This window comes from Aeromicrobium sp. Root236, from assembly GCF_001428805.1.
GTDB lineage: Bacteria > Actinomycetota > Actinomycetes > Propionibacteriales > Nocardioidaceae > Aeromicrobium.
In genome coordinates, this window is sequence record NZ_LMIS01000001.1 from 161624 (window position 1) to 188182 (window position 26559).

General features: G+C 69.6%; 26 protein-coding genes. 24 read left to right on the top strand and 2 right to left on the bottom strand.

Going from position 1 to position 26559, the window contains the following annotated elements:
- Window positions 1–60: 60 nt before the first annotated feature.
- The 21 genes from ASE12_RS00885 (at window position 61) to ASE12_RS00980 (ending at window position 19741) form a co-directional block, all read left to right on the top strand.
- On the top strand, window positions 61–831 hold the full coding sequence (locus tag ASE12_RS00885) for a class I SAM-dependent methyltransferase (protein WP_056395708.1): 771 nt from the start codon (window positions 61–63) through the stop codon (window positions 829–831).
- Entirely contained in the window at window positions 818–1204 is a 387-nt protein-coding gene (locus ASE12_RS00890) for a DUF3040 domain-containing protein (protein ID WP_056395710.1), read from the top strand. Before ASE12_RS00885 ends, ASE12_RS00890 begins: the two co-directional genes overlap by 14 nt.
- A gap of 206 nt (window positions 1205–1410) precedes the next feature.
- Window positions 1411–1860, top strand: coding sequence for a division/cell wall cluster transcriptional repressor MraZ (mraZ, locus tag ASE12_RS00895; protein WP_056213312.1), 450 nt, complete (start codon window positions 1411–1413; stop codon window positions 1858–1860).
- Window positions 1861–1987: 127 nt separating this feature from the next.
- Complete coding sequence (locus ASE12_RS20640) at window positions 1988–2116, top strand: hypothetical protein (protein WP_255355457.1); 129 nt, start codon at window positions 1988–1990, stop codon at window positions 2114–2116.
- Window positions 2113–3060, top strand: coding sequence for a 16S rRNA (cytosine(1402)-N(4))-methyltransferase RsmH (gene rsmH / locus ASE12_RS00900; RefSeq protein ID WP_056395713.1), 948 nt, complete (start codon window positions 2113–2115; stop codon window positions 3058–3060). Before ASE12_RS20640 ends, rsmH begins: the two co-directional genes overlap by 4 nt.
- Window positions 3057–3500, top strand: a complete 444-nt coding sequence (locus tag ASE12_RS00905; RefSeq protein WP_056395716.1) for a hypothetical protein — start codon at window positions 3057–3059, stop codon at window positions 3498–3500. Before rsmH ends, ASE12_RS00905 begins: the two co-directional genes overlap by 4 nt.
- The gene (locus ASE12_RS00910) at window positions 3497–5248 is read left to right on the top strand and encodes a penicillin-binding protein 2 (protein ID WP_056395719.1); all 1752 of its coding nucleotides are present in this window, start codon (window positions 3497–3499) and stop codon (window positions 5246–5248) included. The genes ASE12_RS00905 and ASE12_RS00910 overlap by 4 nt, the downstream gene beginning before the upstream one ends.
- 171 nt (window positions 5249–5419) lie before the next feature.
- Window positions 5420–6898: a UDP-N-acetylmuramoyl-L-alanyl-D-glutamate--2,6-diaminopimelate ligase gene (locus tag ASE12_RS00915; protein WP_369797238.1), complete on the top strand. Its 1479-nt coding sequence runs from the start codon at window positions 5420–5422 to the stop codon at window positions 6896–6898.
- Window positions 6895–8241 (top strand): UDP-N-acetylmuramoyl-tripeptide--D-alanyl-D-alanine ligase, encoded by a 1347-nt coding sequence (gene murF / locus ASE12_RS00920; protein ID WP_056395725.1) that lies wholly within the window; start codon window positions 6895–6897, stop codon window positions 8239–8241. Before ASE12_RS00915 ends, murF begins: the two co-directional genes overlap by 4 nt.
- 53 nt (window positions 8242–8294) lie before the next feature.
- A complete protein-coding gene (gene mraY, locus ASE12_RS00925; RefSeq protein ID WP_056395728.1) occupies window positions 8295–9362 on the top strand; it encodes a phospho-N-acetylmuramoyl-pentapeptide-transferase in 1068 nt (355 codons plus the stop codon).
- Complete coding sequence (gene murD / locus ASE12_RS00930) at window positions 9359–10819, top strand: UDP-N-acetylmuramoyl-L-alanine--D-glutamate ligase (protein WP_056395731.1); 1461 nt, start codon at window positions 9359–9361, stop codon at window positions 10817–10819. Before mraY ends, murD begins: the two co-directional genes overlap by 4 nt.
- A 51-nt stretch (window positions 10820–10870) precedes the next feature.
- The gene (ftsW, locus tag ASE12_RS00935; protein ID WP_056395734.1) at window positions 10871–12085 is read left to right on the top strand and encodes a putative lipid II flippase FtsW; all 1215 of its coding nucleotides are present in this window, start codon (window positions 10871–10873) and stop codon (window positions 12083–12085) included.
- 4 nt (window positions 12086–12089) lie between these two features.
- Window positions 12090–13163: an undecaprenyldiphospho-muramoylpentapeptide beta-N-acetylglucosaminyltransferase gene (murG, locus tag ASE12_RS00940; RefSeq protein ID WP_056395736.1), complete on the top strand. Its 1074-nt coding sequence runs from the start codon at window positions 12090–12092 to the stop codon at window positions 13161–13163.
- On the top strand, window positions 13160–14557 hold the full coding sequence (murC, locus tag ASE12_RS00945; RefSeq protein WP_056395739.1) for a UDP-N-acetylmuramate--L-alanine ligase: 1398 nt from the start codon (window positions 13160–13162) through the stop codon (window positions 14555–14557). Before murG ends, murC begins: the two co-directional genes overlap by 4 nt.
- Window positions 14554–15288, top strand: a complete 735-nt coding sequence (locus tag ASE12_RS00950) for a cell division protein FtsQ/DivIB (protein ID WP_056395743.1) — start codon at window positions 14554–14556, stop codon at window positions 15286–15288. The genes murC and ASE12_RS00950 overlap by 4 nt, the downstream gene beginning before the upstream one ends.
- 123 nt (window positions 15289–15411) lie before the next feature.
- On the top strand, window positions 15412–16581 hold the full coding sequence (ftsZ, locus tag ASE12_RS00955; protein WP_056395746.1) for a cell division protein FtsZ: 1170 nt from the start codon (window positions 15412–15414) through the stop codon (window positions 16579–16581).
- Between the two features lies 1 nt (window position 16582).
- Entirely contained in the window at window positions 16583–17305 is a 723-nt protein-coding gene (locus tag ASE12_RS00960; protein WP_056395748.1) for a polyphenol oxidase family protein, read from the top strand.
- A complete protein-coding gene (locus tag ASE12_RS00965; protein ID WP_056395750.1) occupies window positions 17302–17994 on the top strand; it encodes a YggS family pyridoxal phosphate-dependent enzyme in 693 nt (230 codons plus the stop codon). The genes ASE12_RS00960 and ASE12_RS00965 overlap by 4 nt, the downstream gene beginning before the upstream one ends.
- 40 nt (window positions 17995–18034) lie before the next feature.
- Window positions 18035–18517, top strand: a complete 483-nt coding sequence (locus ASE12_RS00970; protein WP_056213340.1) for a cell division protein SepF — start codon at window positions 18035–18037, stop codon at window positions 18515–18517.
- A 3-nt stretch (window positions 18518–18520) separates the two neighbouring features.
- Window positions 18521–18814, top strand: coding sequence for a YggT family protein (locus ASE12_RS00975; RefSeq protein WP_056395752.1), 294 nt, complete (start codon window positions 18521–18523; stop codon window positions 18812–18814).
- A gap of 132 nt (window positions 18815–18946) precedes the next feature.
- Complete coding sequence (locus tag ASE12_RS00980; protein WP_056395754.1) at window positions 18947–19741, top strand: DivIVA domain-containing protein; 795 nt, start codon at window positions 18947–18949, stop codon at window positions 19739–19741.
- A 77-nt stretch (window positions 19742–19818) separates the two neighbouring features.
- Here ASE12_RS00980 and ileS read toward each other — a convergent pair whose 3' ends face one another.
- Window positions 19819–22962 carry an isoleucine--tRNA ligase gene (gene ileS, locus ASE12_RS00985; protein ID WP_056395756.1) on the bottom strand — a complete coding sequence of 1048 codons (3144 nt, stop codon included), beginning with the start codon at window positions 22960–22962 and terminating at the stop codon, window positions 19819–19821.
- An 82-nt stretch (window positions 22963–23044) separates the two neighbouring features.
- Here ileS and ASE12_RS00990 point away from each other — a divergent pair, with 82 nt between their 5' ends.
- Genes ASE12_RS00990 through ASE12_RS01000 form a run of 3 tightly spaced genes read left to right on the top strand, consistent with a single transcriptional unit; the run spans window position 23045 to window position 24896 of the window.
- Window positions 23045–23446 (top strand): TraR/DksA C4-type zinc finger protein, encoded by a 402-nt coding sequence (locus ASE12_RS00990; protein ID WP_056395757.1) that lies wholly within the window; start codon window positions 23045–23047, stop codon window positions 23444–23446.
- Entirely contained in the window at window positions 23419–23961 is a 543-nt protein-coding gene (locus ASE12_RS00995) for a signal peptidase II (protein ID WP_082582004.1), read from the top strand. The genes ASE12_RS00990 and ASE12_RS00995 overlap by 28 nt, the downstream gene beginning before the upstream one ends.
- On the top strand, window positions 23958–24896 hold the full coding sequence (locus ASE12_RS01000) for an RluA family pseudouridine synthase (protein WP_056395760.1): 939 nt from the start codon (window positions 23958–23960) through the stop codon (window positions 24894–24896). The genes ASE12_RS00995 and ASE12_RS01000 overlap by 4 nt, the downstream gene beginning before the upstream one ends.
- 60 nt (window positions 24897–24956) lie before the next feature.
- Here the strand turns inward: ASE12_RS01000 and ASE12_RS01005 are convergent, their stop codons facing one another.
- Window positions 24957–26555 carry an MFS transporter gene (locus tag ASE12_RS01005; RefSeq protein WP_056395763.1) on the bottom strand — a complete coding sequence of 533 codons (1599 nt, stop codon included), beginning with the start codon at window positions 26553–26555 and terminating at the stop codon, window positions 24957–24959.
- Window positions 26556–26559: the final 4 nt, after the last annotated feature.

Sequence of the window (26559 nt, forward strand, 5' to 3'; positions counted from 1 at the left end):
GGCGCGACGCCCCCGGACGCTGTCGGAATCCGGGACCGGCGCTGTGGCACAGTGTCCGTCATGGGTCCGGTCCGCACCGAGTTGATGTGGCAGTCCGTCGTGGACGCCGTCGACGTGGCGGGAGCCGGTGACATGCTCGACGTGCTCGACCTCGGTGGCGGCACGGGCAGCGATGCCGTACGTCTGGCGGCCCTCGGGCACCGGGTCACGGTCGTCGACCCCAGCCCCGACGCACTTGCCTCGTTGCACCGCCGCGGCGTCGAGGCCGGCCTCACCCAAGGGGTCAACGCGGTCCAGGGCGATGCGGCCGACCTGCTCGACCACGTGGCCCCGTCGTCGTTCGACCTCGTCATCTGCCACGACGTCATCGAGCACGTCGACGACCCAGGACAGGCGCTCGCGACGATCGCCACGGTGCTGCGTCCCGGCGGACACGTCAGCGTCGTTGTCGCGGGCCGCAATGCCGCGGTGGCCGCGCGTGCCCTCGCCGGTGACTTCGTCACGGCGCAGTCCTTGGTCGGGCGTTCTGCCGGCAGCTGGGACGTCCGCTCGATGGGACCGCGCCGCTTCGTCGTGGGAGAGGTCGAGGACCTGTTGACGACCCACGGATTCGTGCCGATCGCGACGACTGGCGTGCGGGTCTTCGCCGACCTCGTGCCCAGCGCGATCGTCGACACCGAGCCTGGCGCGCGCGATGCGCTGTATGCGTTGGAGCGCCTGTTGAGCACTTCTGAGGACTTCACAGCCCTTTCGGCTGGTCTGCACACGATCGCACGCCTAGACTTGTCAGTAGCAACACCCGATCCAGGAGGCAAAAGTGCCGCTCTCTGATGAAGAGGCCCGGCTGCTCCACCAGCTCGAGCAGTCATTGGCCGCCGAAGACCCTGACTTCGCCTCCACCCTTCGTGGCTCGAAGTTCATGGCCCACAACCGTCGCGTGGCGATCCTTGCTGTCCTGGGATTCCTCGGTGGATTGGTCCTGTTGTTCGCCGGCGCGGTGTCGGCGATGACCTGGCTCGGGGTCCTCGGATTCGTCGCGATGCTCGGCACGGCCTATCTGTTCATGAACGCCTGGAAGCGGGGGATCGGCCGCAGCAACGAGGAGCCGGCCCGCACCCCGGGCAAGCCGTCCAAGCCCACGGGCACGTTCGTCGACCGCATGGAGGAGCGCTGGCAGCGCCGCCGGGACGGCGACGAACGCTAGATCCGCCCCACTTCACTCCACATTCACCACAGCCGCCCCCTCGGGGGCGGTTTTTCTTTGCCCTGACGGCGTTTTGACGCTGCCCCACGTCTGGGAGCACCCACCCAGAAATCCACTCGAACATGCCCGAAATGGGTGCTGGGTGGGGGATCGTGGGGTATGGTGGAGCGAAATGGAGGAACTGGCCGGTAGCGAGGAGGAGAGAGGTGAACCCGGATGTCGCAAACTTCTTCGGCACCTACACCCCTCGTCTCGACGACAAGGGCCGGCTCTTCCTCCCGGCCAAGTTCCGCCCCCGGCTCGAGCACGGCATCGTGCTCACCCGCGGCCAGGAGAACTGCATCTACGGATGGACGACCGAGGCGTTCAACGCCTTCACCGACCGGGTCCGCGACACGCCGTTCACCAACCAGGCGGCCCGCAACTTCACCCGCATGTTCTTCTCCGGCGCCTCGTCGGAGGTCCCGGACAAGCAGGGCCGGATCTCCGTGCCGACTGTTCTCCGCGAGTGGGCCCATCTGGACCGCGACTGCACGGTCGTCGGGGCGATGGACCGCATCGAGATCTGGGACTCGGGCCGATGGACCGAGTTCTCGAACGCCCAGGAAGGTCCGTTCGCGGACATGTCAGAGGAAGTGATGCCCGGCATCTTCTGACGGTCGCGTGGCGAGATCTGCGCCCGCGTGGTTCTGACATCACTTCCCCGGTGTCAGACCCAGCGGACGCAGATCTGGCCACACGAAAGCAGCCGGGCAGCACGACGAGCGGAGAGGACGAGGTGGCATGAGGATCGACACGAGCACACGACGCGTACGGCACGAGGTTGCCGACGGCGTGCGGCTCATGGCCTTTTCCCTCGGCTCGTCGGTCGCCCTCGCCGCCGTGATCGCGCTCGTCCTGGGGTCGCTATGACCGAGGCGAGCCACGTTCCGGTCCTGCTCGAACGCGTCCTCGACCTGTTGGCTCCGTCAGTCGCCGTCGATCGCCCTGTCGTCATCGACGCGACCTTGGGACTCGGCGGCCACACCGAGGCGATGCTCAACCGCTTCCCCGACCTGCACGTCATCGGCATCGACCGCGACCCCGAGGCGCTCGCCCGGGCCAAGGCGCGGCTCGAGTCCTTCGGCGACCGCGTGACGTTCGCGCACGCGGTCTACGACGAGATCGCCGATGTCGTCGCCGACGCCGGCTTCCGCACGGTGTCCGGGGTGCTGTTCGACCTCGGTGTCTCCTCGATGCAGCTCGACCTCGCCGAGCGCGGCTTCGCGTACGCCCAGGACGCTCCCCTGGACATGCGGATGAACCCTGAGGACGAGCTCACGGCTGCCGACATCCTCAACACGTACACCTCACGTGACCTGGCCCGCGTGCTGCGGGAGTACGGCGAGGAGAAGTTCGCCAAGCGCATCGCCGACGCCGTCGTCGCGGAGCGGGCCCGTGAGCCGTTCACCGACAGCGCCCGACTGGTCGACCTGATCCGCACATCGATCCCGGCGGCCGCCCGGCGTACCGGCGGCAACCCCGCCAAGCGGACGTTCCAGGCCCTGCGCATCGAGGTCAACGACGAGCTGGGCGTCTACCGCCGCGCGTTGCCGGCCTCGCTCGAGGTGCTGGCACCCGGCGGCCGGGTCGTCGTGCTGGCCTACCACTCGCTCGAGGACCGGATCACCAAGCGCGCGTTCACCGAGGTCACCACGACCGACGTGCCCCGCGACCTGCCGTTCGTGCCTGAGGGGCACGAGGCCCGCTTCCGCCTGGTCACGCGTGGCGCCGAGATGGCGACCGACGCGGAGATCGAGGAGAACTCGCGTGCCCGGTCCGTACGCCTTCGTGTCGTCGAGCGGATCGCCGCGTGAGCCCGCAGACGGCGCGCGCCGTGAACCTGGGTGGAGCAGCCGCTCCGCGGTTCTCGCCCGAGGCCGCCAAGGCAGCCGGCCTGCGTCTCGTCCGGCCCGTACGCAGCCGGGCCCGCAAGGCCCCGTTCGTCGTCGTGGTGCTGACGGTGCTGTCCGTCGGCCTGGTCGGCCTGATCGTCATGAGCACGGTCCTGCAGGCGCAGTCGTTCGAGGCGCAACGGCTCAACCGTCAGGCGGCGGAGCTCGAGACCCAGCAGCAGCTGCTCTCCCGTGAGGTCGACAAGCTGCAGAGCCCGGCCAACGTCGCACGCCGCGCCATCGCGTACGGCATGGTGCCGAACACCAACCCGGCGTTCCTGCGGCTGTCGGACGGCAAGGTCCTGGGCAAGCCGGAGGCGGCCAAGCCCGGCAACACCAACATCCGGAGCGTGACGCCATGAGCGCCAGCAAGACCGTGTCCCGTCGTCGCCTGCGTGTCTGCCTCGCGGCGGTCGTCGGGGTCTTCAGCGTCTTCGGCGTGCGGCTGTTCCAGATCCAGGGCCTCGACGCCAGCGCGTACGCCTCCAAGGCCATCGAGGACGGCACCGCCAAGAGCACCGTCCCGGCACCCCGCGGCGCGATCCTCGACCGCAACGGCGCACAGCTGGCCACCAGCGTCGACGGCCTGACGCTGACCGCGGACCCGTCGATGACGAAGGCGAACGCTCCGCAGATCGCACGGATCCTGCGCGAGAAGCTCGGTGACCGCATCGACTACTTCGACACGATCGACAAGCTGCGCACGCCGGACTCCAAGTTCGTGTACCTGGTCCGCGACGTGCCGGCCTGGACCGCCAAGAAGGCCCTCACAGCCATCGCGAAGGCCAACCTGACGGGCGTCTTCAGCGAGAAGGAGACCCTGCGGACGTACCCCGGCGGCAAGCTGGCGGCGAACCTCCTCGGCTACACGAACGGCACCGGCAAGGGCGTCGCGGGCCTCGAGCAGGAGTACGACAAGACCCTGACCGGCACCGACGGCGCCAGCACGTACGAGGTCGACCCCAACACCGGCGTCCGCATCCCGATGGCCGACAGCACCGTGACCAAGATGGTGCCCGGCCGCGACGTCACGACGACGATCGACCGCGACCTGCAGTGGTACGCCGACCAGCGTCTCGCCGACGCCGTGCGCGAGTCCAGCTCGGACTGGGGCCTCGCGATCACGATGGACACCAAGACGTGCCAGATCGTGCAGATGTCGCAGGCGCCGACCTTCAACGCCGACGACGGCAAGGGCATGGTCGACTCCAACACGGTGTCGCGGGCCGTGCAGAACGTCTACGAGCCCGGCAGCGTCATGAAGACCGTCACGATGGCGGCGCTCGCCGACCAGGGCAAGATCGCGGCTGACACGCCGATCGTCGTCCCGTCGGGCATGAACGTCGACAACTTCCACATCGGCGACTACTGGGAGCACGGCACGCTGCACCTCACCGCCGCCGGCGTCATCGCGAAGTCGTCCAACCTCGGCACGATCGTCGCGTCGCAGCAGATGAACAACACGACGATGTACAACTACTTCCGCAAGTTCGGCTTCGGGCAGAAGACCGGCGTCAACCTGCCGGGCGAGTCCGAGGGACTCCTGACGAACGGCAAGAAGTGGACCAAGGCCAACCACGCGACGATCGCGTTCGGTCAGGGCGTCTCGGTCACCGCGCTGCAGATGGTGCGCGCGGTCGGCGCGATCGCCAACGCGGGCAAGATGTGCGAGCCGTCCGTCGTCAGCTCCACGACTGGCCCCGACGGCAAGCAGGTCAAGGTGCCGGCCCAGCCCAGCAAGCGGATCGTCTCGAAGGACGCCGCAGCTACGGTCACCCGGATGATGGAGGCCGTCACGGCTCCCGACGGGACGGCGCCGGCCGCCGCGATCAAGGGCTACCGCGTCGCCGGCAAGACGGGTACGGCCTGGCGGGTCGACCCCGCGACCGGCCGCTACATCCGCGGGCAGAACACGGTGTCGTTCATGGGCTTCGCCCCGGCCGACAACCCGCGCTTCCTGACCTACATCGTGCTCGACAAGCCGTACAGCAACGCCGGTGGCGGCTCGACCGCCGGACCGGTGTTCCACGACATCATGTCGATGGCCCTGGAGCGCTTCGGCGTCGCACCGACCGGCTCGAAGAGCCCGAAGGTGGCGCAGACCTGGTAAGTCGGAGGGCTCCTTCGTCGCCCTTCTGAGCGGCTTCGCCGCTGCCGCCTTGTCGGGCTTCGCCCGACCTTCATCTCACGTGATCGCTGGGTTGGCCTGGACTCGCGGTCGGGACGTGGCCAGCGTAGGTCTGAGATCGCCAGTAGATAGGTTGGGATGGTGACTGAGGAGATGCGCGTACGGCCGCGGGAGACGCCGCGATGGACACTCACCGAGCTGGCGGCCGAGCTCGACGCCGTGGCCACCGCGGAGGCGATCGTCAGCGGCATCTCGCTCAACACCAAGCACCTCGAACCCGGCGACCTCTACGCGGCGCTGCAGGGAGCCAACTCCCACGGTGCGGCGTACGCCGGCATCGCCCGCGACCGTGGCGCCACCGCCGTGCTCACCGATCCCGAGGGCGCTGCCATCGTGACGGACCTGCCGATGATCGTCGTCGACGATCCACGCAAGGTCCTGGCCAGGCTCAGCAGCACCTTCTACGAGAACCCGAGCGCTGCCTTCACGACGGTCGGCATCACCGGCACGCAGGGCAAGACCACGACGACCTACCTCGCCGAGGCGGCGCTGGGCGACCGCGTCTCTGCCGTCGTCGGCACGATCGGCACCCGGATCGGCCGGGTCCCGGCGGCGTCGACGCTGACGACTCCGGAGGCGCCTCAGCTGCAGGCACTCTTCGCCGTGATGCGCGAGGAGGCCGTCGAGCTGTGCGCCATGGAGGTCTCGAGCCATGCCCTGGTGCAGGGCCGGGTCGACGGCTTCACGTTCGACGTCGGGGTGTTCCTCAACCTCGGTCGTGACCACCTCGACTTCCACAAGGACCTCGAGGACTACTTCCTCGCCAAGGCCGCCCTGTTCACCCCGGACCACGCCCGCCACGCGGTCATCAACATCGACGACCCCCACGGCCGCAGGCTGCGTGAGCTGACGCCGCTGCCCGTGACGACGTTCTCGACCGACGGCAACCCGGCCGACTGGCGAGCGGTCAACATCCGGCCCCACCGCCTCGGCACCGACCTGGAGGTGCTGGGGCCCGACGAGCTGGCGATCGACCTGACGGTGCCACTGCCGGGCGTCTTCAACGTCTCCAACGCCCTGTCCGTCATCGCCGCACTCGCGCAGGCGGGTTACGACCCCAAGGAGCTCGCCGAGGGCATCGCCGCGAGCACCGGAGTCCCCGGCCGCATGGAGCGCGTCGACGCCGGGCAGCCGTTCACCGCGATCGTCGACTACGCCCACAAGCCCGATGCGGTCACCGCCGTCCTGACCGCCCTTCGGCCGGTCACGGCGGGCCGGCTGATCATGGTGCTCGGCGCCGGCGGCGACCGCGACCACGGCAAGCGCCCGCTGATGGGGGAGGCCGCGGCACGCTACGCCGACGTGGTCGTCGTCACCGATGACAACCCGCGCACGGAGAGCGCCGCATCCATCCGGGCTGCGGTCATGGAGGGCGCCGCTGCCGGGCCGGGGCTCGCTGTCGAGGTCGCCGGCCGCCGTGAGGCCATCGCGCACGCGGTCCAGATGGCGCACCTCGGCGACACCGTCGTCGTGGCTGGCAAGGGCCACGAGCGCGGCCAGGAGATCAAGGGCGTCGTCCACCCGTTCGACGACCGCGAGGTCCTGCTGGAGCTGATCGGGGAGCAGACGTGATCCCGCTGACCCTGCGCCAGATCGCCGAGATCGCCGGGGGACGGGTGCACGGCAACCCCGACGTCGTCGTCGACGCGCCGGCCACCCTCGACTCCAGAGCCGCTGAGGCCGGCGGACTCTTCGTCGCGATCGCCGGCGAGCACACCGACGGCCACGAGTTCGCGGCGCAGGCCGTCGGCGCCGGCGCAGCAGCGGTGCTGGCCTCGCGCGAGGTCGACGCCCCAGCCGTGATCGTCGACGACGTCGTCGCGGCACTCGCCAGGCTCGCCCGCCACGTGCTCGACGAGCTCGAGGACGTCACCGTGGTGGCGATCACCGGGTCGAGCGGCAAGACCAGCGCCAAGGACCTCATCGCCCAGCTGCTCGAGCCCGACGGGTCGACCGTCGCGACGGCCGGCAACTTCAACAACGAGCTCGGCGTTCCGCTGACGGTGCTCCGTGCCGACGAGCTGACCCGTTTCCTGGTCGTCGAGATGGGTGCCCGGGCACTCGGCAACATCGCCGACCTGTGCCAGATCGCCCCGCCGGACGTGGGCGTCGTGCTCAACGTCGGGCACGCGCACATCGGCGAGTTCGGCTCCGCCGAGGTGATCGCGCAGACCAAGGGGGAGCTCGCCGAAGCGGTGCAGCCCGACGGCGTCGTCGTGCTCAACGCCGACGACGCGCTCGTGTCGGCCATGGCGGCACGCACCGAGGCAGCCGTCGTGACGTTCGGGCAGACCGGTGACGTACGCGTCAGCGACCTCGTGACCGACGAGCAGGGCAGCCCTCGCTTCACTCTGACCAACGACGGCCGGAGCGCGCAGGCGTACGTCCCGCTGATCGGCGAGTACCACGCGTGGAACGCCGCGGCCGCCGTGGCGACGGCGCTCGTGCTCGGTGTCGACCTCGCGACCGCCGTCGACCGACTCGCGCGGGTCAGCCCGCGGTCGGCGATGCGGATGGAGCGCCACGTACGCGCCGACGGCGTCGTCGTGGTCAACGACGCCTACAACGCCAACCCGGAGTCGATGGCCGCCGCGCTGCGGGCCATCGCCGCAGTCGGCGGGGACCGGGCTGTCGCCGTGCTCGGCGAGATGCTCGAGCTCGGCGACGGGAGTCACGAGGCGCACGTCGAGGTCGGCCGGCTCGCCGCCGAGCTCGGCTATTCGCGCGTGGTCGTCGTGGGCGAGGGTGCCCGCGGGATCGCCGAAGGTGCCGGTGACATCGCCGTCGCCGTGGACGACGTCGATGTGGCCGTTCGCACACTGTCCGCGAGCCTGTCAGGGCACGAGGTGGTTCTTGTGAAAGCATCGAGGGGCGGCCGGCTCGAGCGGGTCGCGGACGCCCTGCTGCAGGGCTGACGGCATACTCGACCGAGCATGCCCAACCGCCCGGGGAAAGGACCAGCCACCCGATGAAGGCCATCCTGATCGCAGGAGCACTGTCCCTCCTCGGGACCCTCATCGGCACCCGCTTCGCGATCTCGGTCCTGGTCAAGAAGGGTTACGGCCAGCTGATCCGCGACGACGGTCCCACGTCGCACCACACCAAGCGCGGCACGCCGACCATGGGCGGACTCGTCATCATCGCCTCGGTGCTGATCGCCTACTTCGTCGCCAAGCTTGCGACACAGACCGAGCCCAGCGCCTCCGCACTGCTGCTGCTGTTCCTGTTCACGGGCCTCGGCGCGATCGGCTTCCTCGACGACTTCATCAAGGTCTTCAAGCAACGCAACCTCGGGCTCCGCAGCAAGGCCAAGTTCATCGGCCAGGTCGTCATCGGCCTGGTCTTCGCCTGGGCTGCGATCGGCTGGGAGGACGACACCGGCGAGACGCCGATCACCCACGCGATCTCGTTCACCCGTGACTTCAACGGCCCCGAGCTCCCCACGATCCTGCTGGTGATCTGGGTCCTGTTGATGATCGCCGGCACGAGCAACGGCGTGAACCTCACCGACGGCCTCGACGGCCTGGCCACGGGCGCGTCGGTCATGGTGTTCGGCGCCTTCGTCATCATCAACATCTGGCAGTTCAACCAGAGCTGCTCGGCCCTCAACGCCGGTCCGAAGTGCTACGAGGTGCGCGACCCGCTCGACCTGGCCGTCGTCGCCTCGGCCCTCACCGGTGCGTGTTTCGGCTTCCTGTGGTGGAACGCGTCGCCGGCCAAGATCTTCATGGGCGACACCGGTTCGCTGTCCCTCGGTGGCGCGATGGCCGGCTTCGCCCTCATGACCCGCACGGAGCTCCTGCTGGTCGTCATCGGCGGCCTGTTCGTCGCCATCACGGCCTCGGTGATCCTGCAGGTCGGGTTCTTCAAGCTCAGCGGTGGCAGACGCATCTTCCGCATGGCGCCCCTGCAGCACCACTTCGAGCTGCTGGGGTGGGCCGAGATCACGATCGTGGTCCGCTTCTGGATCATCAGCGGCCTGTGCGTCGCGGCTGGGCTGGGCATCTTCTACGCCGAGTGGGTCACCGGAGCATGACGACCGTCGACACCCTGGGCCGGGAGTCGTCGTGGGAGGGCGTACGAGCGGTAGTCGGTGGTCTCGGCGTGAGCGGGTTCGCCGCGGCCGACACGCTCCAGCACCTCGGCGCGAGTGTCGTGGCCCTCGATGACGGCGACGACGACGCGCTGCGCGAGAAGGCGACGCTGCTGGAGATCCTGGGCGTCGACGTACGCCTCGGGCCCGGATCCACATCGAGCCTCCCCGAGGGTGATATCGACCTGGTCGTCACCTCGCCGGGCTGGAACCCGACGACCGCGATCCTGGTCGAGGCGGCGCGACGCGGCATCCCCGTATGGGGTGAGGTCGAGCTCGCGTGGCGCCTGCGCGGCGAGGGCGCGGCGCCATGGCTGGCGGTGACCGGCACCAACGGCAAGACCACTACGGTCCAGATGCTCGAGTCGATCCTGCGGGCCGAAGGGCTCAACGCGCTCGCGGTCGGCAACGTCGGCACCCCTGTCCTCGAGGCCGTCATGAACCCCGAGCCGTTCGACGTGCTCGCCGTCGAGCTGTCCAGCTATCAGCTCCACTGGAGCTCGTCACTCTCCGCCGAGGCCAGCGTCGTGCTCAACCTCGCGCCCGACCACCTCGACTGGCACGGCGGCCTCGACGCGTACGCCGCCGACAAGGGGCGCATCTACGACCGTACGCAGCTCGCCTGCGTCTACAACGTGCAGGACGCGGAGACCGAGAGGCTGGTCGAGGAGGCCGACGTCGTCGAGGGGTGCCGGGCGATCGGCTTCACCCTCGGCATCCCCGCGCCGGGCATGATCGGGCTCGTCGACGACGCCATCGCCGACCGCGCCTTCTTCGCCGGTCGGCTCTCGAGCGCCGCCGAGCTCGGCAGCATCCACGACCTGGCGCCGGCCGACGGCGAGGTGCCGGCACCCCACAACGTGGCGAACGCGCTGGCTGCGGCAGCGCTCGCGAGGGCTCACGGTGTGGCCCCCCGTGCCGTACGCGACGGTCTCCGCTCGTTCAAGCCCGACGCCCACCGCATCGCCGAGGTCGCCCGCATCGACGGGGTCCGCTGGGTCGACGACTCCAAGGCCACCAACACGCACGCGGCCCAGGCCTCGTTGCAGAGCTTCGAGCACGTGGTCTGGGTGGCCGGGGGACTGGCCAAGGGGGCGAGCTTCGACGAGCTCGTCATCGCGACCCGTGACCGGCTCCGAGCGGCGATCCTGGTCGGTCGCGACCGTGCACTGGTCGCCGAGGCGCTCGCGCGACACGCGCCTGATGTGCCCGTCGTCGAGGTCGACACCGGGGAGACTGATCCCATGGATCGCGTCGTCGAGGTCGCGGCATCGCTCGCCCGAGAGGGCGACACCGTGCTGCTGGCCCCTGGCGCCGCCTCCATGGACCAGTTCCGCAACTACTCCGCACGAGGCGACAGCTTCGCCGCGGCGGTGCACCGGTTGCGTGACAGGCCCTGACCTTCCTTCCCCGAGGCAGAGGACGAGCGACATGACGCGGAGCTGTGGCCGATGACCGCGACCGCTGAGCGCCGTTCGCCGGCGATCGTCGAGGCCGCCCGTCGTACGCTCGAGCGCCCGCTCGCGTCCTACCAGCTCGTCCTCGGCTCGACCGCGCTGCTGCTCGGGCTCGGCCTGATCATGGTGCTGAGCGCGAGCTCGGTCTACGCGCTGCGCAACTACGGCAACTCGTTCGCGATCGTCGAGCGCCAGCTGATCTTCGCGGTGCTCGGAGTGGTCGGCGCCGTCATCGCGGCCCGGGTCCCGCTCACGTTCCTGCGCAAGCTGGTCCTGCCGTTCCTGCTCGCCACGGTCGCGCTCATCGCGGCCACGTTCGTCATCGGCGTCGACGTCAACGGCAACCGCAACTGGCTCGCGCTCCCGGGCGGGTTCCAGCTCCAGCCGTCGGAGTTCGCCAAGCTGGCGCTCGTCCTGTGGATCGCCGACCTCTACGCGCGCCGGCAGAAGTACCTCGCCACACCGCGCTACGTCCTGACCCCCATGGTGCCGATCGCCGGCGCCGTCGCCGCCCTCGTGGTCGGGCAGCACGACCTCGGCACCGCGCTGGTGCTGTTCGCGCTGATCGGCGGCATGCTGTGGGTCGCCGGGCTGCCGGCCAAGCAGATGAGCGCCGTCATCGCGGGCATCGTCGTGATCCTCGTGTTCTTCGTGGCCACGGCGCCGCACCGCGTGGCTCGACTCTTCAACTTCACCGATCCCCAGTCCGACCCCGACAGCGCCGGGTTCCAGGCCATCCACGGCATGATGGCGCTGGCCCGAGGCGGGTTCTGGGGCGTCGGGCTCGGCGGCAGCCGGCAGAAGTGGGGCTCGCTGCCTGAGGCGCACACCGACTTCATCCTCGCGGTCATCGGCGAGGAGCTCGGGCTGCTCGGCACGTTCGTCGTCCTGATCCTGCTGATCGTCCTGGCCTTCGCCGGCATCCGCATCGCCAGCCGTACGCCCGACCCGTTCGTCCGCTACACCGCCGCGGGCATCACGATCTGGATCATGGCCCAGGCCGTCATCAACATCGGCATGGTGCTGGGCCTGCTCCCGGTGATCGGGATCCCGCTGCCGTTGATCTCCTACGGTGGCTCGAGCCTCCTGGTGACGTTGGTCGCCATGGGCGTTCTGCTTAACTGTGCCAAGACCGAACCCGGAGCCCGGCGAGCCCTCGCCGCAGGCCGTGCCAATCGTGCACGGGGCCGCGTCTCACGGAGGAGCTGAACCAGTGCGTGCGTTGCTCGCCGGCGGAGGGACCGCCGGTCACACGTCGCCGCTCCTGGCCACCGCTGCGGTCCTGAGCGAGGCCGGCGTCGACATCACCTGCCTCGGCACGCCGCGAGGCCTCGAGGTCACCTTGATCCCTGAGGCCGGCTATCCGTTGGAGCTCGTCCCGCCGGTGCCGTTGCCGCGCAGGCCCGGCAAGGCGATGGTCCAGGTGCCGGGCAAGCTGCGCGCCGCCGTCAAGGCGACCGGAGAGGTCATCGACCGCGTACGCCCCGACGTCATCGTCGGGTTCGGCGGCTATGTGTCGGTCCCGGCCTACCTCATCGCCCGCCGGCGGCACATCCCTCTGGTCGTGCACGAGGGCAACGCGATCCCCGGCATCGCCAACAAGCTGGGCGCACGGTTCACCGAGCACGTCGCCACGAGCTTCCCCGACACCGACCTGCCCCACGCGCACTACATCGGCCTGCCGATCCGGCGCGAGATCTCGCGTCTCGACCGCGCGGCCGTACGTGCTGAGGCGCGGGCCCACTTCGGCCTCGACCCGGATCGGCCGACGCTCCTGGTCACCGGAGGTTCGCAGGGTGCCCGGCGCATCAACCAGACGATCGCCGCCGCCGCGCGCGACCTGGCCGATGCCGGAGTCCAGGTGCTCCACAGCGCTGGCCGTCCAGATGAAGTTCGCATAGACAGGCGCCCAGACGACCCGCCGTACGTCGTGCTGCCCTACATCGACCGCATCGACCTCGCCTACGCCGCGGCGGACCTCATCGTCTGCCGCGCCGGGGCCAACACCGTGACCGAGGTCGCCGCCGTGGGGCTGCCCGCTGCCTTCGTGCCGTTGCCGATCGGCAACGGCGAGCAGGCGCACAACGCGCATCCGGTCGTCCAGGCCGGGGGAGCCCTGCTCATCGACGACGGGGCACTGACCGCGGCCTGGATCGACAACGTCGTCATCCCGCTGGTCTCGCACCCCGGCCGGCTCGCGGCGATGTCGGCCGCTGCTTCGGGCATCGTGCCGCGCGACGCCGACCAGAAGCTCGCCGCCCTCGTGCAGGAAGTAGCGGGACAGTGAAGATCCCCGTACCCGAGACCATCCCCGGAGCGCGGGACCTTGGCGCGGTCCACTTCGTCGGGATCGGCGGAGCGGGCCTGTCCGCCATCGCGCGCCTCATGGTGCAGCAGGGCATCCGGGTCAGCGGCAGCGACGCCAACGACTCGGCGATCGTCTCCGCCCTGCGTGAGGAGGGCATCACGTGCTTCGTCGGTCACGACGCAGCACACCTCGAAGGGGTCGACACGGTCATCGCGTCGACCGCCGTACGTGAGGACAACCCGGAGATCGTCGAGGCGCAGCGTCGCGGACTCCGGCTGTGGCCGAGGTCGGCCGGCATGCGTTCGCTCATGGAGGGCCGTCGTACGGTGGCGGTCGCCGGCACGCACGGCAAGACGACCACGACCGGCATGCTGACGTGCGCCCTGATCGCCGCCGGCGCCGAGCCGTCGTTCGCGATCGGTGCCGAGGTCGCGAGTCTCGGCGCCAACGCCCGGCTCGGCCGCAGTGACCTGTTCGTGGCGGAGGCCGACGAGAGCGACGGCGCCTTCCTGCACTACGCGCCCGAGGGTGCCATCGTCACCAACGTCGACGCCGACCACCTCGACAACTACGGCACCGTCGAGGCCTACGCCGCGGCGTTCGGCGAGTTCATCGACTCCGTGGGCGGGTTCGTCGTGCTCAATGCCGACGACCCGGGCGCGCGGGCGCTGGTCGAGCCGGCGCGGGGCCGTGGGCTCGAGGTGCTGCTCGCCGGGTTCGCCGAAGACGCCGACCTGCGCGGCCGCGACCTCGTCGTCGAAGGCGCGTCCTCGACGTTCGCGGCCTCGCTCCACGGCGTCGACCTCGGGCCCGTGCGCCTATCGGTGCCGGGTGCGCACTACGCCCAGGACGCCCTGCTCGCGCTCGGTGCAGGGCTGCTGCTCGGCGAGCACGTCGACCTGCTCGCGGCGGGGCTGACGGCCTACACCGGAGCCAACCGCCGCATGCAGCTCCTCGGCACCGCAGGCGGCGTCCGGGTCTACGACTCGTACGCGCACCACCCGACCGAGATCCGCGCCGACCTTGCGGCGGCTCGATCGATCGCTGGTGGCGACCGGCTCGTCGTCGCCTACCAACCGCACCTCGTGAGCCGTACCCGGCTCTATGGTGCCGAGATGGGCGAGGCGCTGTCGGCTGCCGACCGGGTGTTCGTCGCCGACATCTATCTCGCCCGCGAGGACCCTGATCCGGCCGTCACCTCGGCAGTCATCGTCGACGCGGTCCGAGGCACCGAGGCGTCCCTCGGCGGACCCGTCGCCGGGCTCGCCGAGGTCGTGCTGCCCGAGCTGCGCCCCGGTGACTTGCTCCTGACCCTGGGGGCGGGTGACATCACGACAGTGGGTCCGGCCGTCCTGGCGGCACTCGGCCGATGACCCTCACGACGGACGAGCGGTTCGAGGCCCGGGCGGCGTACGAGCGCCGTCGTCGGCTCAGGCGGGTCGCGGTCGGTGTTCTGGTGGTCGTCGTCGCGGCGACTCTCGTGTGGCTCGTGATGTTCTCGAGCGTCGTGGCGGTGCGGCGGGTTGCGGTGGACGGCGAGACGACCCTGAGCGAGGCGCAGATCCGCCGCGTCGCCGACGTTCGCATCGGACAGCCGCTCGCTCGCGTCGACACGTCGGCGATCGAGGCTCGCGTCGCCCGGATGGACCGCATCCAGAGCGTGACGGTGTCACGTTCCTGGCTCCACACGATTCGCATCGAGGTGGTCGAGCGGACCCCCGTGGCGTGGTTGACGGTGGGCGGGGCGATCCGCGGCCTCGACCGCTACGGGATCGACTTCCGCTCGTACGACAAGCCGCCGAAGAAGCTGCTCGAGGCGGACGTGAGCGAGACCGACCCGCGGCGCCGCCAGCAGACCCTCGCGGCCGTCGCGTTCGTGGTGCAGCTCATCGAGGACGAGGACCCTGGGCTGCGCAAGCAGGTGCAGGCGATCAGCGCCGCGACCAAGGACTCGATCGAGCTCAACCTCACGCACGGGCGCACGGTGCTGTGGGGGAGCAAGGCCGACTCGACCCACAAGCTGACCGTCCTGCGGGCACTGCTGCGCATCGACGCGAAGCGCTACGACGTCAGCGCGCCGGATCAACCGACGACGCGCCAGTAGGCCCGGCGTGTCGGCCCGGCATGTCGGGTGCGCGCGCGTACCGTTTCACATGAGTCAGAGGTTGACATAACTATAAACCTCCACCTCAGGGTTAGAGTTCCACACATTCCGGAAGGACACACGATGGCGGTACAGAACTATCTCGCCGTGATCAAGGTCGTCGGCATCGGCGGAGGCGGCGTCAACGCCGTCAACCGCATGATCGAGGTGGGACTCAAGGGAGTCGAGTTCATCGCGATCAACACCGACGCCCAGGCGCTGCTGATGAGCGACGCGGACGTCAAGCTCGACGTCGGACGCGACTCGACCCGCGGGCTCGGCGCTGGCGCCAACCCCGAGATCGGCAAGCGCGCAGCCGAGGACCACGCCGAGGAGATCGAGGCGGCCATCAAGGGCGCCGACATGGTCTTCGTGACCGCCGGCGAGGGTGGCGGCACCGGCACGGGCGGCGCCCCGGTCGTGGCACGCATCGCCCGATCGCTCGGCGCACTCACGATCGGCGTCGTGACGCGGCCGTTCAAGTTCGAGGGCCGCAACCGTTCGGGCCAGGCCGATGCCGGCATCCAGGCGCTGCGCGACGAGGTCGACACCCTCATCGTGATCCCCAACGACCGCCTGCTGTCGATCAGCGACCCCAACGTCAGCCTGCTCGACTCGTTCCGCCAGGCCGACCAGGTCCTGCACCAGGGCGTCTCCGGCATCACCGACCTCATCACGACGCCCGGCCTGATCAACCTCGACTTCGCCGACGTCAAGTCGGTCATGTCAGATGCCGGCTCGGCGCTCATGGGCATCGGGTCGGCCCGTGGCGAGCACCGTGCAGCGGTCGCCGCCGAGAGCGCCGTCTCGAGCCCGTTGCTCGAGGCGTCGATCGAGGGCGCTCGCGGCGTGCTGCTGTCGATCGCCGGCGGCTCCGACCTCGGTCTGTTCGAGATCAACGAGGCTGCCGGTCTCGTCGCCGACGCGGTGCACCCCGATGCCAACATCATCTTCGGCGCCGTGATCGACGACGCCCTCGGTGACGAGGTACGCGTGACGGTCATCGCTGCAGGCTTCGACGGTGGCGAGCCGATGCTGCGCGACGCCACCAAGCCGGCGCTGCTCAAGGAGACCAAGCCTGAGCCGGCCAGCACCGTCGCGACGCCGCCGACCGCGCAGAGCTTCCTCGACCCCGACCCCTACCTCGACGGGCCCAAGGCTCCCGAGGACGGTGCCGGCAATGTCACGGTCCCGCCGGACCCCGTACCCACCGACTACGGCGACGACCTCGACGTGCCCGACTTCCTCCGCTGAGTTGCTCTGGTACGCCGGAGAGCTCGGGCCGGTCGCGTTCGCCTTCACCGACCGCCTCGGCGGTTCGAGTGACGGCCCGTGGGCCGCGCTCAACCTCGGGACGTCCAACGGCGATGATCCCGAGCGGGTGGCCGACAACCTCGAACGGCTGAGGGTCGAGCTCGGCGTCGACCGGCTCGCCCGGATGACCCAGGTCCACGGTGCCGACGCGGTGTGGGTCGATGACGTCGGCGACAGCGAGGTGCCTGTCGCCGACGCCCTGCTGACCGGTGCCCCGGGCGTGGGTGTGCTCGTCCGGGTCGCCGACTGCACACCGATCGTCCTGGCCGCTCCTCACGAGTCGCTGGCCGGTGTCGTGCACAGCGGGCGCGAGGGGCTCGTCAAGGGTGTCGTCGAGGCGGCGGTCGGGGCGCTGCGAGCCCGGGGCGCCACGGCGATCGAGGCGTGGGTCGGGCCCCGGGCGTGTGGGCGCTGCTACGAGCTCCCGGAGGAGATGGCCGACGCGGTCGCCGCCGTCGTGCCCGAGGCGCGTTCGACGACCTCCTGGGGCACCCCGGCAGTGGATGTCGGCGCCGGCGTCGTCGCACAGCTGGAGGCGCTCGACGTCGCGGTCACCGACCTCGGAGCACAGGAGTGCACGATCGAGGACGAGCGGTGGTACTCCTACCGTCGGCAGGGGCAGGACTCCGGCCGGTTCGGAGCGGTTGCAATGATCAAGGCATGAGCAGATTCGATGAGCTGCGCGACGGTCTTGCCGGCACCGAGCAGCGCATCGTCGATGCCTGCGCAACAGCCGGCCGTGACCGTGACGAGATCACACTGATCGTCGTCACCAAGACCTATCCGGCCTCCGACGTCGAGCTGCTGGCCGAGCTCGGCGTGCAGGACGTGGGGGAGAACCGTCACCCCGAGGCCGGCGACAAGGCAGCCGAGGTCGAGGCCGCCGTGCGTTGGCACTTTCTCGGCGGGTTGCAGACCAACAAGGCGGGAGCCGTCGCGCGCTACGCCGCCATGGTGCACAGCGTCGACCGGGTCAAGCTCGTCAACGCGCTGTCGCGTGGCGCGGAGGCTGCCGGGCGTACGCTCCCGTGTCTCGTGCAGGTCGACTTCGACGCGACCAACCCGGGGCGGTCGGGAGTCGTGCCGTCGGGCATACCTGAGCTGGCCGACGCGATCGCCGCCTCCGACCACCTGACCCTCGGGGGACTCATGACGGTCGCGCCCCTCGGCGAGGACCCGGCACCCCACTTCGACCACCTCCAGCGCCTGTCGCAGGAGCTCCGCAACGACCACCCGGACGCCGCCATCGTGTCCGCGGGGATGAGTGGTGACTTCGAGGCGGCGATCGCCGCCGGCGCGACACACCTGCGCATCGGGCGTTCGGTGCTCGGTGAGCGTCCACCTGCGGGGTAATCTCAGTGATGTCATTTCCGATCGCACACACGGAGTTCTCATGGCTGGCGCAATGCGGAAGGTCGGCGAGTATCTCGGCCTCGTGGAACAAGCTGACTTCGACGACGAGTTCGAGGATGACATCGACGACCCCGCACCCGTGAGCCGGCAGCCTGCTGTCGTGCGCCCGGCGCCGGTCTCGAGCATCGACGACCACCGCCGTCCCGAGCGTCGCCCGGAGCGCCGCGCGTCGCAGGCCTCCGATCTCGCACGCATCGAGACCGTGACCCCGCGGACGTACAACGACGCCCGCACGGTCGGCGAGCACTACCGCTCTGGCGTGCCGGTCATCATGAACCTCTCCGAGATCGACGACGACGATGCCAAGCGCCTCGTCGACTTCGCCGCCGGCCTGGTGTTCGCCGTGCACGGCTCGATCAACCGTGTCACCGCCAAGGTCTTCCTCCTGTCGCCCGAGAACATCACGGTGACGGACGAGGACAAGCAGCGCATCGCTGCCGGCGGCTTCTACAACCAGAGCTGACGTATGAGACCTGTTGGCGAGATCCTCAGTCTTCTCCTGTGGATCGCCTTCATCGTGCTGATCGCGCGTTTCGTCCTGGACTGGGTGCAGATGCTGGCTCGGCACTGGCGGCCGCGGGGCCTGGTGCTGGTCTTCTGCGAGGGTCTCTACTCGATCACGGACCCCCCGCTGCGCGCTGTGCGACGCCTGATCCCGCCGTTGCGGCTCGGTGCCGTGATGCTCGACCTGTCGCCGATGGTGCTGATCGTCGGCATCTACATCCTTCAGAAGATCGTCGCAGCGGTCTTCCTCGGCTGACTCGCTGAGAGGTTCCCAAGAGTCCCGTTCGCGACCCGCTGAGTTTGGGACTCCTGTGGAGGAAGTGAACGTCGGCAGAGTACGGTGGAGGCTCAGAGTCCCCAGGACTAACCCCAACCCCGAGGTGTACTCATGCCATTGACGCCAGAGGACGTGCGTAACAAGCGTTTTACGCCTGTCCGTCTTCGCGAGGGCTATGACATGGGCGAAGTGGATCAGTTTCTCGACGAGGTCGAGGCCGAGCTCGAGCGACTCACGGTCGAGAACGAAGAACTTCGCGCCAAGGTAGCCGCCGCATCAACCGGCGAACCGACCGGTCTCATCCCCGCAGTGCAGCCGGCGACCCCGGCTCCGCAGCCTGCGCCGACACCGGCCGTCCAAGAGCCCGTCCAGCAGTACGCGCCGCCGCCGCCGCCCGAGCCGGTCCAGCAGGCGCCCGCGCCGACGCCGGAGCCGACTCGCAGCGCCCCGTCGATGGGTGACGCGTCGTCCGCTGCCGCCCGTCTGCTGGAGATCGCGTCGTCCAACGCCGACCAGCTCATGGAGGCTGCCAAGGAAGAGGCTGACCGCATCGTCGGTGAGGCTCGCGCCAAGGCTGAGCGTCTGGTCAACGAGGCACGTGGCAAGGCTGACCGACTCGAGACCGATGCCCGCATCCGCGCGCAGAAACTCGACGACGAGACCAACGAGCGCCGCCAGCAGGCCGTCGCGACGATCGAGCGGGATCGCTACGAGATCCAGCGAGAGGTCGAGCACCTGCGGGCCTACGAGCGTGAGTACCGGGCCCGGCTCAAGAACTACTTCCAGAGCCAGCTCGACCAGCTTGCGGCCAACGAGAGCTCCAACAGCTCGCAGCCCGTCCAGGCTCCGGCAGAGGCGGGTCCCCGCCGGCTCCGGTCCCTGCTGGGCGACGACGAGAGCTTCTGAGCAGCACCTGATCCCACGAAGGGCCCGTCACCGCGAGGTGACGGGCCCTTCGTCATGGCTGGACGGTTGTGCGCGCGTCAGGCCTTGGCGAGGGTGAAGCCGAAGCCGAGCTCCTCGTCGGTGAAGTCCGAGGCACCGGCGGCCTCGGTGATCGAGGTGGCCAGCACCTCGTCGGCGATCAGTGCGTCGTGGGCCCGTAGCGCGTCAGCCATCTGCCCCGACGCCGTCCAGGACAGCGTGATGCGGTCGCTGATGTCGAGGCCCGACGTCTTGCGTGCCTCCTGGATGACCCGGATCGCCTCGCGGGCGAAGCCGGCGAGCCGCAGCTGGTCGTCGAGCTCGAGGTCGAGCGCGACGGTCTCGCCCTGGTCGTTGACGACCGACCAGCCCTCGCGGGGCCGCTCGGAGATGATCACGTCGTCGGGCCCGACCTCGACCGGCGATCCGTCGAGGTCGATCGTCGCGGTGCCGGTGGCGCTCAGCGACGCGGCGAGCCCGGCCGCGTCGGCGTCGGCGATCGCAGCCGCGACCTGCGGCGTCTGCTTGCCGAACCGCTTGCCGAGGTTGCGGAAGTTGCCCTTGGCCGAGTGGTCGACGAGGTCGCCGCCGGCATCCGCCAGCGACTCCAGCGAGCCGACGTTGAGCTCCTCGCAGACCTGGCCGCGCAGGTCTTCGCCGAGCTGCTGCCAGGCGCCTGACGCGACGAGGGCGCGGCGCAGCGGCTGGCGCGTACGAACCTTCGCCTCCGCACGTGCGGCGCGGCCGAGCTCGGTGACTCGCCGGGCGAGGTCGACGCGGGCACCGAGGCCCTCGACGATCAGCGACTCGTCGGCGACCGGCCAGGTGGCCAGGTGCACCGACGGCGGGGCGTCCGGCGTGACCGGCAGGATGACGTCCTGCCAGACCCGCTCGGCGATGAACGGGGTCAGCGGTGCCATGAGGCGGGTCAGCACGTCGAGCGTCTCGTGCAGCGTGGCGAACGCGGCGGCGTCGCCGCGCCAGAACCGGCGGCGCGACCGGCGGACGTACCAGTTGGACATGTCGTCCACGAACGTCGCGATGCGTGCGCCGGCGGCCTGCGTGTCGAATGTCTCGAGCGACGCCGTGACGTCGCGGGTGAGGGTGTGCAGCTCGGACAGCAGCCACTGGTCGAGCACCTCGCGCTCGGCGACGGGCGGCACCTCACCGTCGGCCGGCGTCCAGCCCTCGGTGCGGGCGTAGAGCACGTGGAACGCGGCGGTGTTCCAGTAGGTCAGGAGAACCTTGCGGACGATCTCCGACAGCGCGGTGTGGCCGATGCGGCGCGGCGACCACGGCGAGCCCGAGCACGCCATGAACCAGCGCAGCGCGTCGGCGCCGTGCTCGTCCATGAGGGGCATCGGCAGCAGGATGTTGCCGAGGTGCTTGCTCATCTTCTTGCCGTCCTCGGCAAGGATGTGGCCGAGGCACACGACGTTCTCGTACGAGCTCTGGTCGAACACGAGCGTGCCGACCGCCATGAGGGAGTAGAACCAGCCGCGGGTCTGGTCGATCGCCTCGCAGATGTATTGCGCCGGGTAGGCCTGCTCGAACTTCTCCTTGGAGCCCTCGACGTGCGGGTAGCCCCACTGGGCGAACGGCATCGACCCGGAGTCGAACCACGCGTCGATGACGTCGGGGACGCGGCGATAGGTGCCGGACTGGCCCTCGATCTCGAACGTCACCTCGTCGATGAACGGGCGGTGCGGGTCGAGGTCGGTCAGGTCGCGCCCGGTCAGCTCCGACAGCTCCCGCAACGAGTCGACGCAGACCAGCTTGCTGGGGTACTCGTCGTTGCGCCAGATCGGCAGGGGAGTTCCCCAGAAGCGGCTGCGTGACAGCGACCAGTCGATGTTGTTGGTGAGCCAGTCGCCGTAGCGGCCGTTCTTGATCGTCTCGGGGAACCAGTTGGTGCCGGCGTTCTCTGCGAGGAGCTTGTCCTTGATCGTCGTGGTGCGGATGTACCAGGCGGGGAGCGCGTAGTACATCAGCGGCGTGTGGCACCGCCAGCAGTGCGGGTAGGAGTGCTCGTAGGCCAGCTCGTTGAACATCAGGCCGCGCGAGGCGAGGTCGTCGGCCAGCACGCGGTCGGCGGTCTTGAAGAACTGTCCGCCGACCAGCGGCACGTCGGCCTCGAAGTGGCCGTCGGGCGTGATCGGGTTGACGACCGGCAGGTCGTACGCCTTGCAGACCGCCATGTCGTCGGCGCCGAACGCGGGGGACTGGTGCACCAGGCCGGTGCCGTCCTCGGTCGTGACGTAGTCACCCAGCACGACGAAGTGCGCCGGCGAGGGGAACTCGACGAGCTCGAAGGGCCGCTGGTACGTCCAGCGCTCCATGTCCTTGCCGTTGAACGACTCGCCGGTGGCTTCCCAGCCTTCGCCGAGTGCCTTGGCCAGCAGCGGCTCGGCGACGACGAGTGTCTCCTTGCCGTCGGTCGCCGTGACGTAGGTGACGTCGGGGTTGACCGCGACGGCCGTGTTGGACACCAGTGTCCAGGGGGTCGTGGTCCAGACGAGCATCGAGGCCTTGCCGGCCAACGGACCTGAGGTCAGCGGGAACCGTACGTAGACCGACGGGTCCGTGATGGTCTCGTAGCCCTGCGCGAGCTCGTGGTCGGACAGTGTCGTGCCGCAGCGGGGGCAGTAGGGCGCGACCCGGAAGTCCTCGGTCAGCAGGCCCTTGTCGAAGATCGTCGACAGCGCCCACCAGACGCTCTCCACGTACGACGACTCCATCGTGCGATAGGGGTTGGCCATGTCGACCCAGTAGCCCATGCGGTCCGTCATCTCCTCGAAGAGATCGACGTTGCGCACCACGGCCTCACGGCACTTGGCGTTGAACTCGGCGATGCCGTAGGCCTCGATGTCGGGCTTGCCGTTGAAGCCCAGCTCCTTCTCGACCGCGATCTCGACGGGCAGGCCGTGGCAGTCCCAGCCGGCCTTGCGATCGACGTGATAGCCCTGCATGGTCTTGAACCGTGGGAAGACGTCCTTGAAGACGCGGGCCTCGACATGGTGCGTGCCGGGCGTGCCGTTGGCGGTCGGGGGACCCTCGTAGAACGTCCAGCGAGGGGCGTCGTCAGGGGTGTCGAGGCTCGCTGCGAACGTGCCCTGGTCGGCCCACAGCTGGAGGATGTCGCGCTCCAGCGCCGGCAGATCGACGTGGGCGGGGACGGGGCGATAGGACGCGTGCTGGGTCACACCTTCAATTCTACGGGTGACCAGCGGCGACACGGCGGCGGTGCGAGTTGGCTTTGCCCCAGCGGGGGTCTAATCTTCGTGCATGCCAAACACCAAGCTCGCCGTTCGAGCCGACGAGAAGCCCTGGACCGCCGCCGAGACCAAGGCCGTCCGTGCCGAGCTCGAGGCCGACCTCGTGAGGTTGCGCGGTGAGCTCGACCAGTCGGCTCGCGAGCTGCAGGACCTGCTGCGTGACGGCGTCGACGGTGCCGGCAACGACCAGGCCGATGTCGGCTCCAAGGGACTCGAGCGAGACGCCGAGATGTCCCTTGCCGCCAACCAGCGCGAGCTCTTGCTGCAGACCGAGAAGGCGCTCGACCGGCTCGAGAAGGGCACCTACGGCCAGTGCGAGATGTGCGGGGAGCCGATCGGCAAGAATCGTTTGATGGCGTTCCCGCGTGCGACACTGTGCATGACATGCAAGCAGCGCGAGGAGCGTCGCTGAGCCCTGGCGACGACCACGGCCCGACCGCCACACACACGTACGTACGCCTTTTCGTGGTGGTTGCTGCCCTGACGCTCGTCGTGGACCAGGTGACCAAGGTGCTCGCGGTCGAGAAGCTGCAGGGCCGTGAGTCGATCGAGCTCATCCCGCACGTCCTGTCGTTGTCTTTCCTCCGCAACGGTGGAGCCGCACTCGGCACCGGTGCCGGTTTCACGCTCGTGCTCAGCGTCGTCGCGGTCGCGGTGTCGATCGCCGTCGCTCGCATGGCCACCCGCCTGCGCGATCGCTGGTGGGCCGTCGGGCTCGGCCTGCTGTTCGCCGGCGCTGTCGGCAACCTCTGCGACCGGATCTTCCGTGAGCCCGCGCCGCTCAAGGGCCACGTCGTCGACTTCATCGACTACGGGGTCTTCGTCGGCAACGTCGCGGACATCGCGCTGACGCTTGCCGCAGTCATCATCGTCTGGCGCACGTGGCGCGGCATCGGCCTCGACGGCAGCCGTCAGGTGAAGGCATGACGTCCGAGGACCTCGAGCACAAGGTCATCCAGGTGCCCGAAGGGCTCGCCGGCGAACGCGTCGACAGCGCCCTCGCCCGCCTGCTCGGCCTGTCCCGTACGCGCGCCAGCGAGCTCGTCGCCGACGGTCACGTGACCCTCGACGGCTTCGCGCCGGCCAAGTCCGACCGGGTCACCCCCGGCTCGATCCTCGAGGCATCGATCCCGGCGCCGCGCCGCATCGCCGTGGTGGCCGCCGAGGTCGAGGGCATGCGACTGGTGTTCCAGGACGACGACTTCGTGGTCGTCGACAAGCCCGTCGGCGTCGCCGCGCACCCCAGCGTCGGCTGGTACGGCCCCACGGTCCTCGACCACCTCGCCGGAGCGGGCATCCGGATCTCGACGTCCGGAGCGCCGGAGCGCCAGGGCATCGTGCATCGTCTCGACGTCGGCACGAGCGGCCTGATGGCCGTCGCGAAGTCCGAGCACGCCTACACCGTGCTCAAGCAGGCGTTCCGCGATCGTACGGTCGACAAGACCTATCACGCGCTCGTGCAGGGCCACCCCGACCCGCACATGGGCACGATCGACGCGCCGATCGCCCGGCACCCCAAGCACGACTTCAAGTTCACGGTCAAGGACGGCGGACGCGAGAGCGTCACGCACTACGACACGCTCGAGGCGCACCGCTACGCCAGCCTGCTGACGATCAAGCTCGAGACCGGCCGCACGCACCAGATCCGCGTCCACATGAGCGCGCTGCACCATCCCTGCGTCGGCGACCTGATGTACGGCGCCGATCCGACGCTGGCCAAGAAGGTCGGGCTCGACCGCCAGTGGCTGCACGCCAAGAAGCTCGGCTTCCTGCACCCGCGCACGGGGGACTACGTCGAGTTCGACTCGGACTACCCCGACGACCTCAACGCGGCACTCGCGGTCGTGCGCGACCTCGACTGAACCGCACGCACGACGGCCCGGCTCGATCCACGAGCCGGGCCGTCGTCATGTGAGGCGAAGTCAGCCGACGTGGATGGCCTCGGGACCATCGGTGGCCAGCTCCGTGTGCTTGACGTCGAGGAACACCCAGATGATCGCCGAGGCGGCGAGCATCAGCCCCGCCGCGACCAGGAAGGCATGGGTCGCGCCGTCGTGGAAGGAGATGAAGAACAGGGCCCGCTCGGCCAGGCCGGGATCGCTCGCGGCCTTCGACACGGGTCCGGTGGCCTGGTCCAGCGAGTTGCCGGAGAAGTGCAACGCGACGGTGCTGAGCACGGCGAGCCCGAGCGCGCCGCCGACCTGCTGCATCGTGTTGAGCACTCCGGACCCGATGCCCGAGTCCTCGGCCTGCACGTGGTGCACCGCGGTCAGCGTGAGCGGCACGAACACCATGCCCATGCCGATCGCCATCACGAGCACGTACGGGAAGACGTGGCCCCAGTAGGAGACGTCGGCCGACCCGCGGGCAGCGGATGCCAGCGCGCCAGCAGGGGAGTCGTCGATCGGGATGCGCGAGAACATGAACAGGCTGACCGCGGCCAGCAGCGTGCCGATGCCGGCGAGGAACCGCGGAGCCACCTTGCTGACCAGGTTGGAGACGACGCCGGCGCCGATCACGATGCCGAACGAGAACGGCAGGAAGGCGAAGCCCGCCTTGAGCGACGAGTAGCCCATGACCTGCTGGATGAACAGGCTCAGGTAGAAGAACATGGCGAACATCGCCGCGGGCGCGATCATCATCGCGACGAAGCTGGTCGCCCGCGTGCGGTTGGCGAAGATGCGGGTCGGCAGCAGCGGGTGCTCGACGCGCGACTCGATGACCACGAAGCTGACCAGCAGGATGATGCCGGCCGCCAGGGAGGCGATGGTCTGGACGTGGTCCCAGCCGTACGCCTGCTGACCGGCGCGGGACAGCCCGAAGACGATCCCGAGCAGGCCCAGGGTTCCGGTGACGGCACCCGGGATGTCGAGCCAGCCGGTGTGCTTCTCCGACTCCCGCAGGACGCGCGGGGCGGCGAGGGCGGCCAGCAGGCCGATCGGGACGTTGATGAGGAACGTGAGGCGCCAGCCGTCGACGCCCAGGGGCTGGTCGAGGCCGGTGAGCCAGCCGCCGAGGATCAGCCCGATCGCCGCACCGATGCCGGACATCGTGGCGTACGCCGCCATGGCACGGTTGCGCTGCGGGCCCGCCGGGAACGTCGTGGTGATCAGTGCGAGAGCGGCGGGGGCAGCCATGGCCGCACCCACGCCCTGCAGTGCCCGCGAGCCGAGCAGCAGGCCCTCGTTCTGGGCGAGGCCGCCCAGCAGCGAGGCGACCGCGAAGAGGGTCAGGCCGCTCATGAAGAGCAGGCGGCGCCCGTAGAGGTCACCGAGACGGCCGCCCAGGAGGAGCAGGCCGCCGAATGCCAAGGCGTACCCGGTGACGATCCACGTCAGGTTGGCCTGCGAGATGTCCAGGTCGGTCCCGATGTAGGGCAGGGCGATGTTGGCGATGGTGCCGTCGAGCACCACCATCAGCTGCGCCATGAGGATCAGCACCAGGGCGAGCCCCGCGTGCGGGGCAGGGGCGGTCTCGGGAGCGCTCGACTCCGCAGGATCGAGTGATTCGACGTCGGTCATGGGA

Excerpts from the sequence above, each read along its gene's own strand:
- ASE12_RS00915 (WP_369797238.1), top strand. The coding sequence starts at position 5,420 with ATGCGCGTACGGCCGCGGGAGACGCCGCGATGGACACTCACCGAGCTG.
- ftsW (WP_056395734.1), top strand. The coding sequence starts at position 10,871 with ATGACCGCGACCGCTGAGCGCCGTTCGCCGGCGATCGTCGAGGCCGCC.
- murD (WP_056395731.1), top strand. The coding sequence starts at position 9,359 with ATGACGACCGTCGACACCCTGGGCCGGGAGTCGTCGTGGGAGGGCGTA.
- ASE12_RS20640 (WP_255355457.1), top strand. The coding sequence starts at position 1,988 with ATGAGGATCGACACGAGCACACGACGCGTACGGCACGAGGTTGCCGAC.
- ASE12_RS00910 (WP_056395719.1), top strand. The coding sequence starts at position 3,497 with ATGAGCGCCAGCAAGACCGTGTCCCGTCGTCGCCTGCGTGTCTGCCTC.
- ASE12_RS01005 (WP_056395763.1), bottom strand. The coding sequence starts at position 26,555 with ATGACCGACGTCGAATCACTCGATCCTGCGGAGTCGAGCGCTCCCGAG.
- rsmH (WP_056395713.1), top strand. The coding sequence starts at position 2,113 with ATGACCGAGGCGAGCCACGTTCCGGTCCTGCTCGAACGCGTCCTCGAC.
- ASE12_RS00995 (WP_082582004.1), top strand. The coding sequence starts at position 23,419 with ATGCAAGCAGCGCGAGGAGCGTCGCTGAGCCCTGGCGACGACCACGGC.
- ASE12_RS00950 (WP_056395743.1), top strand. The coding sequence starts at position 14,554 with ATGACCCTCACGACGGACGAGCGGTTCGAGGCCCGGGCGGCGTACGAG.
- ftsZ (WP_056395746.1), top strand. The coding sequence starts at position 15,412 with ATGGCGGTACAGAACTATCTCGCCGTGATCAAGGTCGTCGGCATCGGC.
- ASE12_RS00965 (WP_056395750.1), top strand. The coding sequence starts at position 17,302 with ATGAGCAGATTCGATGAGCTGCGCGACGGTCTTGCCGGCACCGAGCAG.
- ASE12_RS01000 (WP_056395760.1), top strand. The coding sequence starts at position 23,958 with ATGACGTCCGAGGACCTCGAGCACAAGGTCATCCAGGTGCCCGAAGGG.
- ASE12_RS00970 (WP_056213340.1), top strand. The coding sequence starts at position 18,035 with ATGGCTGGCGCAATGCGGAAGGTCGGCGAGTATCTCGGCCTCGTGGAA.
- ASE12_RS00975 (WP_056395752.1), top strand. The coding sequence starts at position 18,521 with ATGAGACCTGTTGGCGAGATCCTCAGTCTTCTCCTGTGGATCGCCTTC.
- ASE12_RS00885 (WP_056395708.1), top strand. The coding sequence starts at position 61 with ATGGGTCCGGTCCGCACCGAGTTGATGTGGCAGTCCGTCGTGGACGCC.
- ASE12_RS00990 (WP_056395757.1), top strand. The coding sequence starts at position 23,045 with ATGCCAAACACCAAGCTCGCCGTTCGAGCCGACGAGAAGCCCTGGACC.
- mraY (WP_056395728.1), top strand. The coding sequence starts at position 8,295 with ATGAAGGCCATCCTGATCGCAGGAGCACTGTCCCTCCTCGGGACCCTC.
- ASE12_RS00980 (WP_056395754.1), top strand. The coding sequence starts at position 18,947 with ATGCCATTGACGCCAGAGGACGTGCGTAACAAGCGTTTTACGCCTGTC.